This window comes from Treponema sp. OMZ 803 (assembly GCF_024181165.1).
Classification (GTDB): Bacteria; Spirochaetota; Spirochaetia; order Treponematales; family Treponemataceae; genus Treponema.
In genome coordinates, this window is the sequence record NZ_CP051195.1 from 1,665,240 (window position 1) to 1,680,407 (window position 15,168).

The 15,168-nt window shown below is 49.9% G+C and carries 11 protein-coding genes; 5 read left to right on the plus strand and 6 right to left on the minus strand.

The window, feature by feature from the left end; all coding sequences use genetic code 11:
* Nucleotides 1-6: 6 nt before the first annotated feature.
* Nucleotides 7-498 carry a deoxycytidylate deaminase gene (locus tag ABH09_RS07545; protein ID WP_162663718.1) on the plus strand — a complete coding sequence of 164 codons (492 nt, stop codon included), beginning with the start codon at nucleotides 7-9 and terminating at the stop codon, nucleotides 496-498.
* Nucleotides 499-535: 37 nt separating this feature from the next.
* Nucleotides 536-1,015, plus strand: coding sequence for a GNAT family N-acetyltransferase (locus ABH09_RS07550; RefSeq protein ID WP_253713941.1), 480 nt, complete (start codon nucleotides 536-538; stop codon nucleotides 1,013-1,015).
* Between the two features lie 81 nt (nucleotides 1,016-1,096).
* On the opposite strand, the gene ABH09_RS07555 is transcribed toward ABH09_RS07550, so the two are convergent.
* The 6 genes from ABH09_RS07555 to ABH09_RS07580 form a co-directional block, all read right to left on the minus strand.
* Nucleotides 1,097-1,267 carry a hypothetical protein gene (locus ABH09_RS07555; protein ID WP_006188064.1) on the minus strand — a complete coding sequence of 57 codons (171 nt, stop codon included), beginning with the start codon at nucleotides 1,265-1,267 and terminating at the stop codon, nucleotides 1,097-1,099.
* Nucleotides 1,268-1,852 carry a methyltransferase domain-containing protein gene (locus ABH09_RS07560; protein WP_006188063.1) on the minus strand — a complete coding sequence of 195 codons (585 nt, stop codon included), beginning with the start codon at nucleotides 1,850-1,852 and terminating at the stop codon, nucleotides 1,268-1,270.
* Between the two features lie 101 nt (nucleotides 1,853-1,953).
* On the minus strand, nucleotides 1,954-5,700 hold the full coding sequence (locus ABH09_RS07565; protein WP_253713942.1) for a DEAD/DEAH box helicase: 3,747 nt from the start codon (nucleotides 5,698-5,700) through the stop codon (nucleotides 1,954-1,956).
* 196 nt (nucleotides 5,701-5,896) lie between these two features.
* Nucleotides 5,897-7,954 (minus strand): hypothetical protein, encoded by a 2,058-nt coding sequence (locus ABH09_RS07570; protein WP_253713943.1) that lies wholly within the window; start codon nucleotides 7,952-7,954, stop codon nucleotides 5,897-5,899.
* Between the two features lie 22 nt (nucleotides 7,955-7,976).
* A complete protein-coding gene (locus ABH09_RS07575; RefSeq protein ID WP_162663722.1) occupies nucleotides 7,977-8,645 on the minus strand; it encodes a tetratricopeptide repeat protein in 669 nt (222 codons plus the stop codon).
* Nucleotides 8,646-8,657: 12 nt separating this feature from the next.
* Nucleotides 8,658-9,812 (minus strand): galactokinase, encoded by a 1,155-nt coding sequence (locus ABH09_RS07580; RefSeq protein ID WP_162663723.1) that lies wholly within the window; start codon nucleotides 9,810-9,812, stop codon nucleotides 8,658-8,660.
* Between the two features lie 63 nt (nucleotides 9,813-9,875).
* On the opposite strand from ABH09_RS07580, the gene lnt reads away from it, so the two are divergent.
* The 3 genes from lnt (at nucleotide 9,876) to ABH09_RS07595 (ending at nucleotide 15,167) form a co-directional block, all read left to right on the plus strand.
* Nucleotides 9,876-11,585 carry an apolipoprotein N-acyltransferase gene (gene lnt / locus ABH09_RS07585; protein WP_253713944.1) on the plus strand — a complete coding sequence of 570 codons (1,710 nt, stop codon included), beginning with the start codon at nucleotides 9,876-9,878 and terminating at the stop codon, nucleotides 11,583-11,585.
* Nucleotides 11,586-11,790: 205 nt separating this feature from the next.
* A complete protein-coding gene (locus tag ABH09_RS07590) occupies nucleotides 11,791-12,972 on the plus strand; it encodes a DegT/DnrJ/EryC1/StrS aminotransferase family protein (RefSeq protein ID WP_253713945.1) in 1,182 nt (393 codons plus the stop codon).
* A gap of 62 nt (nucleotides 12,973-13,034) precedes the next feature.
* Nucleotides 13,035-15,167 carry a molybdopterin cofactor-binding domain-containing protein gene (locus tag ABH09_RS07595; RefSeq protein ID WP_253713946.1) on the plus strand — a complete coding sequence of 711 codons (2,133 nt, stop codon included), beginning with the start codon at nucleotides 13,035-13,037 and terminating at the stop codon, nucleotides 15,165-15,167.
* Nucleotide 15,168 lies beyond the last annotated feature (1 nt).

The window sequence follows — 15,168 nt, forward strand, 5'->3', positions numbered from 1 at the left end:
GGAAACATGACTGAAGAACCGTATATCCGCCCAACATGGGACGAATACTTTATGGAAGTGTGCCGCGCAATCGCGAAACGTGCAACGTGCGACCGCGGTAGATCCGGATGCGTCATTGCACGGGATAATCAACTCTTGGTTACCGGCTATGTGGGTGCTCCCCGCGGATTGCCCCATTGCGACGATGTTGGACATCAGTTTAAAAAGGTGCAGCATGAAGACGGTTCCGTAAGTCAACATTGCGTCCGTACTGTTCATGCAGAACAGAATGCAATTTGCCAAGCAGCAAAGCGAGGTATCAGTATCGACGGTGCAACGCTCTACTGCAAAATGACTCCCTGCCGCACATGCGCGATGCTGATTATCAATTGCGGTATAAAACGAGTTATTGCCGAAAAACGATACCATGACAGTGCCGATTCAATCCAGATGTTTAAACAGGCAGGAGTTGAGCTTGAGCACCTGAGTGATAATGTCGAAGAATATCAAGGCCAATAGCACTTTTGAAAATAGCGCATCTATGAGGGAAAAAACTATGGCTGATATGTTGGTGAACTTGCTCCGGCTGCCTCCGGCAGAAGGGCTTTATGCGGAATTGCAGCGTAAATACGATGTGCATATCCGGCGCGCGATGACGCCCGATAAGTTCCGAATCGTTGAATGGGTAAAAGAACATTCTACTTTAAGCGCAGCAGGCGAATGCGATACCTGCTTTTCCCGCATACCGGTGAGCTGCTTTATCGCTACCCGCGGGCAGAACATACTCGGATATGCATGCTATAACGCAACCGCGCCCGACTTTTTCGGCCCTACAAAGGTATTGGAAGATGAACAGGGGAAAGGAATCGGCAAAGCGCTGCTGCTCGCATCGCTCCATGCCTTACGCAACGAAGGGTATGCCTATGCCATTATCGGAGGAGTAGGCCCCGAAGTCTTCTATCAAAAAACCGTCGGCGCTGTATTGATTGACGGCTCTACGCCCGGTATTTACAAAGACTTTCTACCGAAACTCTAGGCCGTGGATCCTGTGTTTTTATCCCAAAGGTTAGCGATGGGAGCTGCGCCGAAGGCGTTCCGGAACGAAAGGGTATAACATTTATTTTTCTGCGTAAATGAGGCTGCTTTGGATATAGGTTTTTATTGCCAAGCCGTGTCCCCATTTCTTTGCGTATTCGTCTGAAACGTCTTTTGAACGTATGATTATGTTGATAAAGCCGATTTTTTCAAAGGTGTCTTTTATCTGCTCCGCAGACCAAGCTCCCCCCACTCACGTTTTTACCATATCGGGATCAGAGATCCATTCGTGCGGCAAAGCAGCCTTTAAAGTGATGTCGGAAATCGCGACTCTTCCGCCTTTGCGAAGACAGCGGTAAAGCTCTGAATACACTCCATATTTATCCGTTGACAAATTTATCACGCAATTACTCATGATGAGATCGAGGGAACTATCGGAAAGCGGAATATGTTCAATTTCGCCAAGTATAAATTCGCAATTGGTAAACCCGTTTTTTACGGCGATTTCCGAAGCGCGGCTGATCATAGTTTTTGAGCTGTCAAGCCCGAAAACTTTTCCGTTTTTACCGACAGCTTTTGACGCTATAAAGCAGTCAAGTCCTCTTCCGCATCCTAAGTCAAGGATGGTTTCGTTTAAGCGGGGCTTGGCAGCTTCTTGCGGATTTCCACAGCCGAGCCCGAGGTCGGCCTCTTTCGGAATGCCGACCAAATCTTGTGCGGCATAGCCTATCGAAGTCGTTATCTTTTCAGCCTCACCATGTACGGAAAGGCTTCCCTGTGCCAGATTTTCGTAATGCTCTTTGACGGCTTCTTTCACCGCATTCTTATCGTAACTCATTCAAATGATTATATCCTCGCTTGCTCTTTTAGACTATACCGTTCCATGTGAACTGTTTACAATGAGGCATCTCCTAAAACGCTTAAGTGTGTTGCGGTTCTTTACTCAAACAACTCGGCAAGTTCTTCATTGCTCATCTTGCCGATCCACGATTCGCCGCCGCTCAAGGTCATCTGAGAAATATGCCGCTTCTTCTGAATCATCTCGTCGATTTTTTCTTCAAAGGTACCGGCGCAGATAAAACGGGACACAAACACGGTGTTGTGCTGCCCGATTCGGAATGCGCGGTCGGTCGCCTGATCTTCTATCGCAGGGTTGTACCAGAGGTCAAAGTGGATAACGCGGGTCGCAGCGGTAAGGTTTAAGCCGGTACCGCCTGCCTTGAGCGAAATAAGAAAGATGCGTTGCGCCGGATCGGTTTGGAACGATTCGACCGCGGCCTTCCGTGCGGTAAGCGGCATCTGTCCGTGCAAGAGGAGCGGCTCATCTCCGAATTGCTCCTGTATCAGCTTCCGCAGTAAAAAGAGCGTTTGCGTGTATTGGCTGAAAATCAGTGTCTTTTCGCCGGCGTCCAATATTTCGCCGAGCAGCTGCATCAGCGCGGCGGTTTTTCCGGAAAGCGCGATATCGGTCTGAAAGCTTTCGTCGTAGACATGGGGATGATTGCACACCTGCTTTAAGGCGGTCAGCAGTTTCAGTACCAACGCATTCCGCTGGATTCCCTCTTCCGCCTTCAACACGCTTTTCAGCTGCGTTTCAACAAGGCTTTCGTACAGCGCGATTTGCTCCGGCGTCAGGCGACAATATTGCGGTGTAATCACTTTTTCCGGTAAGTCGGAAATAACGGCAGGATCGGTTTTAAGGCGACGGAGTAAAAACGGGGCGGTAATTTTTTGAAAGGATTCCGCAGTCTCCGCATCGCCGTGCAGCTCGATGGGTATGCGCCATTTTTTACGGAAGGTTTCCGCAGAGCCGAGATAGCCCGGAATGATAAAATCGAACAAGGCGCGCATATCCTCAAGGCTGTTCTCAACCGGCGTACCGGTCATCGCGATACGGGACTGTGCCTGCACAAGCCTGAGCGCTTGGGCGTTTTTGGTCTGCGTATTTTTAACCGCCTGCGCTTCGTCGATAATCAGACAGTCAAAGGTCTTTTCGGAAAGTTTTTTTACATCCCGCTGGAGGGTCTGATACGTCGTAATATGAATGTCAGACTTTGCGGAAAACCGCCGCCCCTGTCCGTGCAAGATTGTACAACGCAGCGACGGAGCAAAGGTGTGCAGCTCATGTTCCCAGTTCGGCAAAAGACTCGCCGGAGCCGCGATAAGGATGCCGCTATGCTCAAGGCCCTGTTCTTTCAATTTGAGAATGAGGGCGATAACTTGCAGCGTTTTACCGAGTCCCATATCATCCCCCAACAGACAGCCGAAACCGCTTTTAATGGTAGAATAGAGCCACTGAAACCCTTTTTCCTGATACGGCCGGAGCGTCGCCTGCAATGTGCGGGGTACCGCGGCATCCGTTTCCCGAAAGAGCGAATAGGAAAACGGCGCGCCGTCCGCCATTACGGTATCTCCGGTCAATGTCCCTTGAATGACCTCATTGATGCCGGGTCTTTCGTGCTGCATGGTTTCGAGAAGACGCGCCGTGTGTTCGGGATCGACAAGGATGTAGCGGTCGTTGAATTTCACCAAACCGCTACTCTGCTTCATCAATGCGCGGAATTTCTTGGCGCTGATGACGGTATCGCCGAGCATAATGCTGCGGTCATAATCCATCAGGTTATCAAGGCTGAGGTACGACTGTACAGCGCCGGCTCCCTTTTGTCGTTTCAGCTGGAACACCGCCCGCGGTTTCAGCGCCCGCTGCAACGTCTTAGGCAGCACGACCTCTATCCCAAAACGGGAGAGGAGCGGCGCCGCCGTCCGTAAAAACACCGCCGTCTCTTCCTGCGTAAGCGGAACCGACTTTTGCCCGATCATCTCCGTTAATTTCGGCAGATATGCGGAAAGCGCAATCGCGAACTCCACCGTTTTGCTTTCCAGCTGTACGGAGTCGGCGATGCGGGAAAACGGTATAAACCGGTTGTTCGTTTCTTCGCTGTGGCACACCTCGGCGGAAATCTGAAAGTCGGATTTTTTCGCTTCCTCCAAGATGAGCCGGAAACGGAGGCTGTTGCTGTCGTAGTAGAGCGCAGCAAGCCAGCGGGTAATCGATGCGGGAAGGCGGCGCATACCCGGCGCCTTCGTATTGATAGTCGCGCCTTGGAAAAAGAGAGCTGCAATTTCTTGTTCCGCTTGGCGGATACCGGCGGGCATAAAACCGGTAGTATGTACATATTCGGTGAGGAACGCCGTCAGCAGCAGTTCGGCGCAATACCGCCTGCCCCAGCTCTTAACTTGCGGAAAAAATGCTTCGGTAATAAAGGAAGCGCAGCGGTCGATTGCTGCGGAAACAGCCTGCGCCGAGGTCAGCGGCTTCCAAAATATTGCCAGTTTCCGCGTTACCGACTCGAGGTATACCGTCGGCAGCAGCGCAGATTCGGCGACGAGCCGCTCTCCGAGTGTCAGTACCGTATATGCCGCCTTCATACCGTCCGGAGAATCCGTAAGGGGCGTAACGCCGCGCAGGAGGTGAAGCGCTTGCACGAGCGTCAGCGCAGCTTCCGTACCGTTCGGAAGCCGCACGCGGAGCTGCAACGCTGCTTCTTTCTGCAAGGGGAAAGCCGGAACTCCTGCCGTTTTTTGCTTCGGCAGTTTTGCCGTATCGAGCCGAACCAGCGTATATAAAAGACGGCTTGAACCGCACAGCGTTGCCGCCGATGCGCAGTCCGTACCGGATTTCATTAAAACGGCAATCCGCTGCTCAAGCGTCAACTCAAATGCTTTGTTCTGCCGGACAATCAGTTTATGGTATAGCTCTTTAAAGGCTGCAACCAAGTCATCGTCATAGAAGGGTGCAAACGGCGGAAGCAGCGCGGAAATCAGCGGTAAAAACGATTCTTCAAGCGGAAAGCGGGGAAGTTCCGCCGGTACGTCCTGTGCAGGCTCATCCGCACGGCGTAGGGATAACGGCACCGGATGTTCGTATTCAGGGTCTGACGGCACTGAAAAAGACGATGCTTTAGCCGCCGTACCCGCCGCGCCGGATTGCCTCGCTTTCCTTTGCGCTCCGGCGATTGTGGCATTATCGGTTGCCGGTGTTTCAAATATCGCAGTACTTGCCGCCGGTATAACACCCATTGCGAAATCCGCTGCCGTATTATCCGCCGGTGATGCGCCCCGCTCCGATACGGCGGTTAGAGCCGGTTCGGCGGACATATCCCCTGCGGCGGGCAGTATCTTTTCCCGCAGTTCGGCAAGATCGATCCCCGCAAGCTGAAAGAGGAGCCGCGGATCGTGGTCGATTTCTTTTGCCAGAATATACAGCACCGCGGCAATGTGTTTACACAGGGAGGCTGAGTCGGGACAGGAGCAATCGCTTTCGATAAGGCTCCAGCGGCGGGGAATAAATCGTATATCCTTTGCCTCAAAGAGCGTTACAAGACGTTCCGTCATCGTACCGCTTCCCAATGCGATGAAGTCGGCGAGATGTTCCGTTAAGATTTTTTCCAATTTTTTTCGATTCGGTTCAGAAATACGGGGAAAGGTGAGCGAAATATAGTACCACGGGTCATAATGTCCCGCGACACGGGCAGCAACTTTATTGCCGGTAATCACAAGGGAATCTACCTTACCGGTATTCGCGTAACTTTTCCCTCGCGACACCCGCCCCTCGCCGTCATAACTTTCGAGCATCCGTAAAAACCATGCGCCCCACGGCGTTGTTCCGTACTTACTGCGTGCCATGGGTTGATTTTATCGGATTTTAAGCGAATAAGCCAGCTGTAAAAGCAATTCACAATTATGAATTTTATTCGTGCGAGGGTTTAATACCCGCCGTTTCTCGGCAACGCTCTGCGTCGGGGGTATGTTGATTCAGTTAGACCGGCGTATCATTCTGCAAAACCGAACAATACGCCGTGTATTCGCGGAACGTCCGGTTTTATTCCAACGGAGCAAAATAGCCGGTTTCATCTCGGCCCGAACGAGTTAAAAGTCGTACCTCAACTTCGACGGGCAAATAGGCACGGCCGAAATCGGTTGGCAATGTAGAGGTGTAACTCAGCTGATATGAACCTACCGGTTTTGCAATTAAGTCTTCAATAATCGGAGAAAGCCCCTGTTCGGCATAAATATACGTGCTCATTCCGCCTGTCTTTGTACAAAGATACGCCAACTCAGGTGGCAATGTCCGCGGTTTTAGATTAACCGCATAAAACCGGATACCGTTGTTAGTTATATACGAGGCAAGATCATTTAAGCTGTACTGCCTAAAGCTGTCGGAACCGATATCTTCAAACGATAAGAACACGATAGCCCGCTTCGGAGCCGCATTAATAAGCTCTCCGCTTGCCAACCGCAGCGCAAGATCACAGTTCCATACGGGCGACCACGCCGCCTTTAATTTAAGCGGCTGCGATAAAAGCGCTTCGGGAGAAAACTTACCTTCCAGCACCGGCAATTGAGACGCCGACACAAGAGAAATTTTTCCTTTCCCTTGCATTGCCTCGGCAAGCTCTTTTACAACCGTCTTAACAAGCTCAAATTCCTTTTCCGACTGAGGAGAGCGCTCGATTACAACGGCAATATCACATCCGGTATTGAGGTAGGCGGCGCCTTTTAACGTAAAGTCATTAACCTGTCGATTTGATTCGGTCAGGAAAAAATTATTTTCCGTTAAGCCGACCAGCGGCTGCCCCATCCGGTTTTCTACGCGGACATCGACGGTTACCGTCGGAAACTTATCGGCATAGACACGGTCAAAGCGGACAAACAAGCCACCGGCCAATTCGTTGATATGAGAAAAGACTTGAATATTTCCGTTTTTATAATCGGCTAACAAAAGGCTGCCGTTGACATCGGGAATTGCCGCGGTTACACGGGCGGGCGCATTCCCTAAACTCGCAACGGTATACAAACTTGCTAAGCCGATATCGACCAAGTACACCTTATTGGCGCAGGACACCAGCAGATTGTTTTTCCATGCCCGCATCGACTCCGCCTGTACGACACTTCCGTCCGGCAGCAGCGTTCTAATATAGTTTCCCGCCGTATCAAACACATAGATAGAACCTTTTACCGAATCCGCAACGTAGACCAAATCATCTAAGATTGCGATCCCTGCCGGAGCGGTAAAGCCCGGGAATATGCCGCTGCGCTGCCCGAAGGTAAAAAGGCCTTCTCCGTCCGGAGAAAACACCACGACGCGGGCGTTGCCGAAATCCGTTACAAAAATATTTCCGTAAGAATCGTGCGCTAAAAACTGAGGGCCGATGCACTGTCCGTCTCCCCTGCCCTTCGTACCGAACGACTTAATGAATTTTCCGTCTTTGGTAAGCAGTGAAAGTCGATCGGCAGCAAATTCTGAGATAAGGAGATTTCCGTTTTTGAGCGGTAAAATATCGAAAGGACGGTCAAATCCTTGCAGCGGGCCACTCGTCCGGTCGAGTATAATTCCGTTAATATCGAAGTGCACCAATTCGTTGGAACCGTAGGCAACCACCCAGAAACTGCCGTCCCCCATTGCCGCAACTGAAAGCGGCTGTTTAAAAAAGACTTCCGATCCATGTTTGGATTCAAATACGGCGGTTTCCACATAGCGTACCGATTCCGCAAAATCGGGCTGAGAACTGCGTCGTTCTTTCACAACCTCTATTTTATTTTTTAAAAGCTGCCCGCCGTATCCTGAGGCAGACGCCGCCGACCATTGCTCAAGTGCAGCCCCCTCTATACCGGAGCGGTAATAGGCTTGTCCGAGCCAATCCAAGATGAGCGGATCGCCGGGAATATGCGTGAGAGCTTTTTCAAATAGCAGGATAGCCTCATTAAATGTCCCGCGATAATACGCCTGCACGCCGCGGCGGAATTCTTCAAATCCGTGATCCCTATCGGCGGAGCTCAATCGGGGTTGGAGGCTGTTGGTTTGCGCAGTCAGCGCCATACCGCCGCACAATAAAAGCAGCATTAAACCGGCTGTTTGCAATAGTCTCTTTATACGCATGATACTTATCCTTTTTTTAAGGTTACCCATTCATAATACGCTGCAAGTGGCGTTTAATTATTATATTATCGGGAAGTTGTTCATTCGCCCGTTGGATATATGATCGAGCTTCGGTATCAAAACCCATCTTGTAATATGTCCATGCCAGCGAATCCAAATAAGCGGGATTATCGGGCTGCGCATCAAGCGCTTTTTTACACAGAATTAAGGCGCGAGTTAAATCTTTTTCGGTATCGGCAAGGATATAGCCGAGTCCGTTAAGCGCGGTTGGATTATCAGGATCGAGCTCCAACGCTTTTTCATAAAGGCTCAAAGACTTGTCTACTTTATCCTGCTCATACGCCAAATACGCCATCGAAGTATGCACCTGCGGAGAATCGTACCCTGCATCCAGAAGTTTTGAAAGCTCGAATTCCGCAAGACGAGCACGCCCCGTTTTTGCATAAATAAAGGCTAAAATAAGTCTGCATTGATATACACGGGCGATATCGGTTCCGGCAGTGATAATCTGTTCCAAATAGACAAGCGCATTGTCATATTGTAAAAGGCTCGCATAACAGAGGCCGATATAATACGCCAAATCAAAATTGAGCTCAACATCTTTAGAAGATATCTTTAAAAATGCGGTAAGCGCTTCTTCATATCGATTTTCCCGATACAACTGTATGCCTTCTTTAAGAACCGTATCCATTTCGTTTCTCCATCATAGTATACGAACCCCGCCGGAAGGTTTAACTTTATAATACAAAGGCTTAAAACCGAAAATTCGTTCATAATCACCCAATTTTTCAATATAGGTTTGGATATCGTTCGCCCTCAGGATACTGTATGTACATCCGCCGAATCCCCGTCCCGTCAGACGCGAACACACAATGTCGTTCATATCGGGTGCGACAAACTCCATCGCCCGTTTAACAAGCCAATCCAATTCGGGGCAAGAAATCTCAAAGCGGTCGCGTAAGCTTTCTTGAGAGCGCGTTACAATACGCGAGAACACAACCCAATCGTTTTTCTTTAAGGCGCTGATAGCGTCATCGACACTTATCGACTCACGGATAATATAGAGTACCCGCCGACGCACCGATTCCGGGATGGCAAGCTCTTCAAGATCGCTTTCGGCAAGCTTACTAAAATCATTGGGAATATCAGGCATCTTTTTAACCCGCTCGTAGGCCTCCATACATTCTTGGATTCTGTGATTCAGTTCCTCGCGCGCCAACAGACGGGGAACCCGCGAATCCGTTAAAATAATCCGATAGTTATTGATGGGAAACGGATAAATATCGGCTGTCTTCCGCCGATGATTTGTCCGTATACAGTGTCCCGCCTTGGCATATAACGCGCACAGAATATCCGCGCGGTGAGGATAGGTTTTCAGGTGCTGCACATTTGCATTTTCTAGAATATCTACGAGATCAGCCTTCGTAAGCCGCGGCGCAAATACCTTCCGCAATGCCATCGCCGTTGCAACCTTGAGCGCATTCGGCGTACCGAGCCCTGCATCCGCCGGTATTTCGGAAAGAATGGTAAAATTGAGCCCTGTCATCTCAATCCCTTGATCCATAAACGAAAGAATAACAGCCTTTATCGAATTTGCCCAACGATCCTCTTTACGATACCGAAGGTTGGCGGCTGCAACTTTTTTCCGCTCTTTGAGCGATAAAGAAAGAAAGCGATAATTGGCGTCTTTTCTTTTTGAAACGCAAAGATACAGATAATGATCGATCGCCATCGAAAGCGTATTGCCCTGTGCAAACCATGTATGTTCACCTAAAAGGTGGAAGCGCCCGGGAACCGCAACGGTTACTTCCGGCTCGTCTCCATATTCGTCTACATGAAACGGTAGAATCTTCTGCATACTCTCTATAATATCCCTTATATTGAAACAATTCAAGAAAAATGATTAAATTACCTCAAAATTATGTCGGTTATTTCATCTTTTCTAGCGGTTTTATGCTCTGCGGTGCTGCTTTCACTCGGGATACCGAATGAATACCTGTATTTTGGGTCGGCTTTCTTCGGCGTTATTGCACTGATACCGTTATATACCGCCTTTTGCCGCTGCCCTGCACGACGACGCACTGCATTGATGTTCGGCGCAATGATAGCCCTTGTCCACCTGTGTTCAAGCTTTTGGCTGGCATATTTCGAAAATTTTGCAATTTTTACGCTCGGCGCCTCTACCGCCGCCTATTTGTTCCTCGGCTTCCTTTTCGGGCATTGGTTTTATTATGCAATGAAGCTGCCGTTAGGACTACGCCCATTCGCCTTTGCCGGTTTGTGGACACTCTGGGAATGGTTTAAAGGCAGCGGCTTTGTCGCATATCCCTGGGGTAGCCTTTCGATGACGACATTATCGCTGCGTCCGCTCATTCAAATAGCCGATATTACCGGCGTATGGGGAATTACCTTCCTTGTTGCATTGATTTCCGCGCTCCTTGCAGAAATAATCAGGGCAACGGCAAAATTAACCACCGGTTTTTCCAAGCCGCACGGCAGACCGTTGCTACGGCCGCTGGCATTTACGGCTGCGTTGTTAATACTGATCAACGGGTACGGACTTTTTCGCATATATCAAAAAAGGACGCCACAGCAAAACCTCCATCTTGTGTTAGTGCAGCAGAACACCGACCCGTGGGGCTACGGCCTCGATCTGTTTTTTGATAACCTGTATGACACCCAAAAACTTACCGAAAAGGCAATTAGCGAATCTCCGGTTAAACCCGATCTTATCGTATGGAACGAAAGCAGCCTTGCATACGGCTACGACCAATTTCAAGATTATTATAGGCGGCTTCCCTTTAAAGAGTCCTTCACCGATTTTTTGCAGCGGATGGATATACCGATTCTAACGGGTTCTCCGCTTTTACAGGATGCCGAAAGAGAAAAATATTCGAATGCCGTCTATCTTATTGCGCCTGACGGAACGGTGCTCGACACTTATTCAAAGATACAGCTGATCTGCTTTGCGGAATACATTCCCTTTATTGACCATCCGTTTGTGCAGCGTTTTTTTGACTCACTAGTCGGTTTTTCATCAGGATGGGCGCCGGGAACGGAATATAAAGCGATGGCATTCACCGCGCAAAACGGAAATGATATCCGGTTCGCCGCGCCCATCTGTTTTGAGGATGCCTTTCCAACGCTCTGCGCCGATTTGCATAATCAAAAAAGCAATATCCTGATTAACCTAACGAACGATTCATGGTCAAAAACGGCGAGCGCGGAATACCAGCATTTTGCCGTCGCCTATTTCCGTGCAATTGAACTGCGAACGCCGCTTGTCCGCTCTACCAACGGCGGCTTTACCTGCGTTGTTGATCCTGCCGGAAACGTTACCGCGAGCCTTCCGCTCTTTACTGCGGATGCATTGAGCGTTTCCGTACCGATCTATCCGTACCGCCGGACTTTTTATGCACAATGGAAGGACTGGCTGCCCGCGCTTTTTTTAGCGATTGCGCTTATCTCCGCTGCAGCATACCGGTTCAACCCCGCGTTTTGTAAAAAAGCGGTTGTGTATATGGAACATCCGCTCGCACGGCTCTCCCGCGCCGCACGAAAAAAGCGACAACAAAAACGGCTCTGGAAAAAGGTATGGTTTAGAAAACGGCGGAAATCGGACGCATTATAGGCTTTTCACTCCTGCATTTTCTCTAAGCCACTGACAAATTTAATGGAGATTCATTTTCTGAACTTATCGACCGCACAAACTTTCGATATACAGAAAGCCCCTATCGAAAAACGGCAAAAACTGATAAACTGATCACAATTGATAAGAGTCCGCATTTTCAAAAATAGTAATATCGGATACAAAAGTTTTTATGGGAGATATAATCATGAATACACCAAACCAAAATCCCGCACGGGAGATACCCTTTTTTAGGCCGTCGTTCGACCGCAGGGAAGAAGAAGCGGCAATCCGCGTGCTGCACTCAGGCTGGTTGACGACCGGCAAGGAAACGCTCGCCTTTGAAAAAGAGTTTGCCGATATGGTACATAGCCCGTACGCACTTGCAGTTAATTCCGCGTCAAACGGATTGATGCTCGCAATGGAAGCCTTCGGAATCGGCAAGGGAACCAAAATACTCACCAGCCCGTACACCTTTGTATCGACTGCAACCAGCGCCTTGCACCTCGGCGGAGAAGCGATCTATGCGGATATCGAAGCGGACTCCTACAGTATCGATCCTGAAAAAATCGAAGATAAGCTCAAGCAGGATAAGAGCATTAAGGCGATTGTGCCTATCCATATCGCAGGGAACCTCTGCAATATGAAGGCGATTAACAGCCTCGCCAAGAAATACAACGTCGCGGTTATCGAGGATGCAGCCCATGCCTTTCCTGCAAAAACAGCGGACGGCTACGGCGGCACCTTCGGCGATGCGGGCGTGTTCTCTTTTTATGCCACCAAAACCATCACCACCGGAGAAGGCGGTATGATCTGCGTCCGCAATCCCGAAGCGGCGGAACGCATTAAGCTGATGCGCTCCCACGGTATCAACCGCACAATATGGGATCGCTACACCGACAAACACGCCAGCTGGCAATACGATGTCGTTGCGGAAGGCTATAAATGCAACCTGCCGGATATTTTATCGGCAATCGGCAGAGTACAACTGCAAAAGGCGGAAGAGTTTTACCGGAAACGGAAGCTCATCGCCGAACGCTTTACCCGCGCCTTTGAACCGCTCGACTTTTTTCAAGTTCCACCGGACGGAGACGGCAATGCGTGGCACCTCTACCTCCTCCGCATCGTACCGGAAATGCTTTCCGTCGGCAGGGATGACTTTGCCCGCGCGCTGCAGGAACGGGGACTCGGTATTTCAGTCCACTTTATCCCCCACTTTGAACTGACCTTCCTGAAAGAACGGTATGGGCTGCGCGCACAAGACTTCCCCAATGCCGCAGCGCACTATGCGCAGAGCATCAGCCTTCCGTTCTGGCCGGATATGACCGATGAGGATGTGCAGTATGTCATCGATACGGTAATCGATACCGCAAAGAAGTTCCGCAAATAGGAACCGACTTTTGAGATATCCCCAAAGTTTTCAAAAAGCAGGAATTTGACAGGAAGTTTGATATGATAGAACAATTTGTTTCGGATATGAGCTTTGAGGGGCAGCAGTATGCGGTGATTGTCCGTGCTCCCGTACCGTCGGGAATTGTTTCCGCCGTGCATCTGCCGCCCTTACCCGAAGGCTATGCCTTTTACGGAGCAGCGCAGCTGCCTGCTCAAAAAACGATCGACATATTCGAACATTCGCTTCCTCTTTTTGCAGCGGACGAGATAAACTATAAAGGACAAGCAGTCGGAATCCTCACCGGTGATAATGAGGCGACGCTTGAGGCACTGCGGAAGGATGTCACAATAGAACTGGAGCCGATACCCGAAGACAGCTTTGAAGCAGGGCGGCCGCATACGCTGTTCGACTATCCTATCGTTGCACGGGAGGTGCGTACTGCCGGAGATATTGATTCAATCTTTGAAACAGCCGCTTCAACCGTATTCTCATCGCTCAAAATAGCTTCGCAGTATGCAGCCCGTTCGGAACCGTTTTCCGCCGTTACGGTGTTCCGCGAGGACGGACTTGACATCTATGTGCCTACCCAGTGGCCGTTTCATGTCCGTACTGCGGTAGCAAAAGCGACCGGGCTTGCGGAAGAAACTGTTGTCGTGCACCCAACCCAAACCGGCGAAACATTCAATGAGCTTTTATGGTTTCCGTCCCTCCTCGCCTGTCAGTGCGCCGTTGCAGCGGTGCTGCAGCGGAAAACCGTTTCGCTCAATCTGTCAGCGGAAGAGAGCAGAGCAGCCGCACCTAAAACGCCGGAGATGATTATCGAACATCAATCGGCGCTGTCCGATACTCATTCGATTGCCGCAATGCAGATTTCGATTATTGTCAACGCCGGCGCCTGCTGTCCGCTTATCGGCAACATACTCAAGCAAATGGCCGCCGCCGCATTAGGGCCGTACACCGTACCGAACTACCGGATCGAGGTGCGGGCATCAAAAACGACGGGAGGTCTTATCGATATTCTCGAAGGATGGGGCGACTACTACGTGTCAAACGCACTGGAAAACCACATCAACAAAATTATTCAGGATTACAATCTCTCTCCGGCAGAATGGCGCATACAAAATATGTCGGACAATTACGGCACCGTTTTTTCAAGCCTCTTCGAACTTTTGACCGGCAAAAGCGATTTTATCTGTAAATATGCCGCGTATAATGTTTTTAACCGAGGCAAAACGGATAAACGGGACGGGCGGTGGCGCGGTATCGGATTGGCAGCGGGCTTCCAATACAGTGGATGCGCCGCAGACTTCACGTATACGGCAGAACTGACACTGGACGTTCACAATCGGCTTTTTATTAAGGCGGAACCGGCGGAAGACAATGTAAAAAGAGTCATCAGGAAGCTGGCTGCCAAAAAACTGAACATTGCCGAATCCGATATTACCTTTGCCGGTCTTACGACTGCAGATATGAACGAGTCCGGACCCGCAACTGCCGACAACACCGCCGGTATCGTTCTTCCCCTCGTTGAGCAATGCCTGCACGATTTACAGGAGCAGCGATTCCGCAATCCGCTGCCGATCAGTATTTCGAGAAGTACCCGCACCCCGCTCCCGGATGCCTCACAACCTAATACCTCGCAAGCCGATGTTTCACAGTCCGATGTTCCGCCGCTCGATACTCCGCAGCCAAATGTTTCATCGATAGAAAATAAAACAGAAAATAAAACCGGCAAAAATAGTGTTCCGTTTATAGCCAAAACGCCCGCTGCCTGTATTATCGAACTTGAACTGGATACGGTTTGCTATGAAATACAAATCCGGAAAGTGTGGTTCGCATGTCATCCCGGAAAAATCTATGAAAAAAAGCAGGTTCTCAACTATCTGCGTAAAAATATTGCCGCGGCATTATCACGTACCGCAAAGGAAGCGCTCCCCCAGTCGGAAGCCGAGGATACTCCCCTCCCCTATTCGGAATATCGGATGATACTGCCGACTGAAATGCCGCCTCTTTCCGTGGATATTCCAGAACGGGGAAATTCGATGAGTGCTTTCGATTCATGTGCGCTGAATATACTGCCCGCTGCCTATCTTGCGGCGTTAAACCAAATACTGCTGCGTGTTCCGACGCGGATAGATACGCTGCCGATCCGCACTGAACGCTTATTTAAAGCGTTAACGGGGAAAAAATAAT

What these genes read in the sequence shown, in the direction of transcription:
- ABH09_RS07545 (WP_162663718.1), top strand. Translation starts at nt 7, where the DNA reads ATGACTGAAGAACCGTATATCCGCCCAACATGGGACGAATACTTTATG.
- ABH09_RS07550 (WP_253713941.1), top strand. Translation starts at nt 536, where the DNA reads ATGGCTGATATGTTGGTGAACTTGCTCCGGCTGCCTCCGGCAGAAGGG.
- ABH09_RS07560 (WP_006188063.1), bottom strand. Translation starts at nt 1,852, where the DNA reads ATGAGTTACGATAAGAATGCGGTGAAAGAAGCCGTCAAAGAGCATTAC.
- ABH09_RS07565 (WP_253713942.1), bottom strand. Translation starts at nt 5,700, where the DNA reads ATGGCACGCAGTAAGTACGGAACAACGCCGTGGGGCGCATGGTTTTTA.
- ABH09_RS07570 (WP_253713943.1), bottom strand. Translation starts at nt 7,954, where the DNA reads ATGCGTATAAAGAGACTATTGCAAACAGCCGGTTTAATGCTGCTTTTA.
- ABH09_RS07575 (WP_162663722.1), bottom strand. Translation starts at nt 8,645, where the DNA reads ATGGATACGGTTCTTAAAGAAGGCATACAGTTGTATCGGGAAAATCGA.
- ABH09_RS07580 (WP_162663723.1), bottom strand. Translation starts at nt 9,812, where the DNA reads ATGCAGAAGATTCTACCGTTTCATGTAGACGAATATGGAGACGAGCCG.
- lnt (WP_253713944.1), top strand. Translation starts at nt 9,876, where the DNA reads ATGTCGGTTATTTCATCTTTTCTAGCGGTTTTATGCTCTGCGGTGCTG.
- ABH09_RS07590 (WP_253713945.1), top strand. Translation starts at nt 11,791, where the DNA reads ATGAATACACCAAACCAAAATCCCGCACGGGAGATACCCTTTTTTAGG.
- ABH09_RS07595 (WP_253713946.1), top strand. Translation starts at nt 13,035, where the DNA reads ATGATAGAACAATTTGTTTCGGATATGAGCTTTGAGGGGCAGCAGTAT.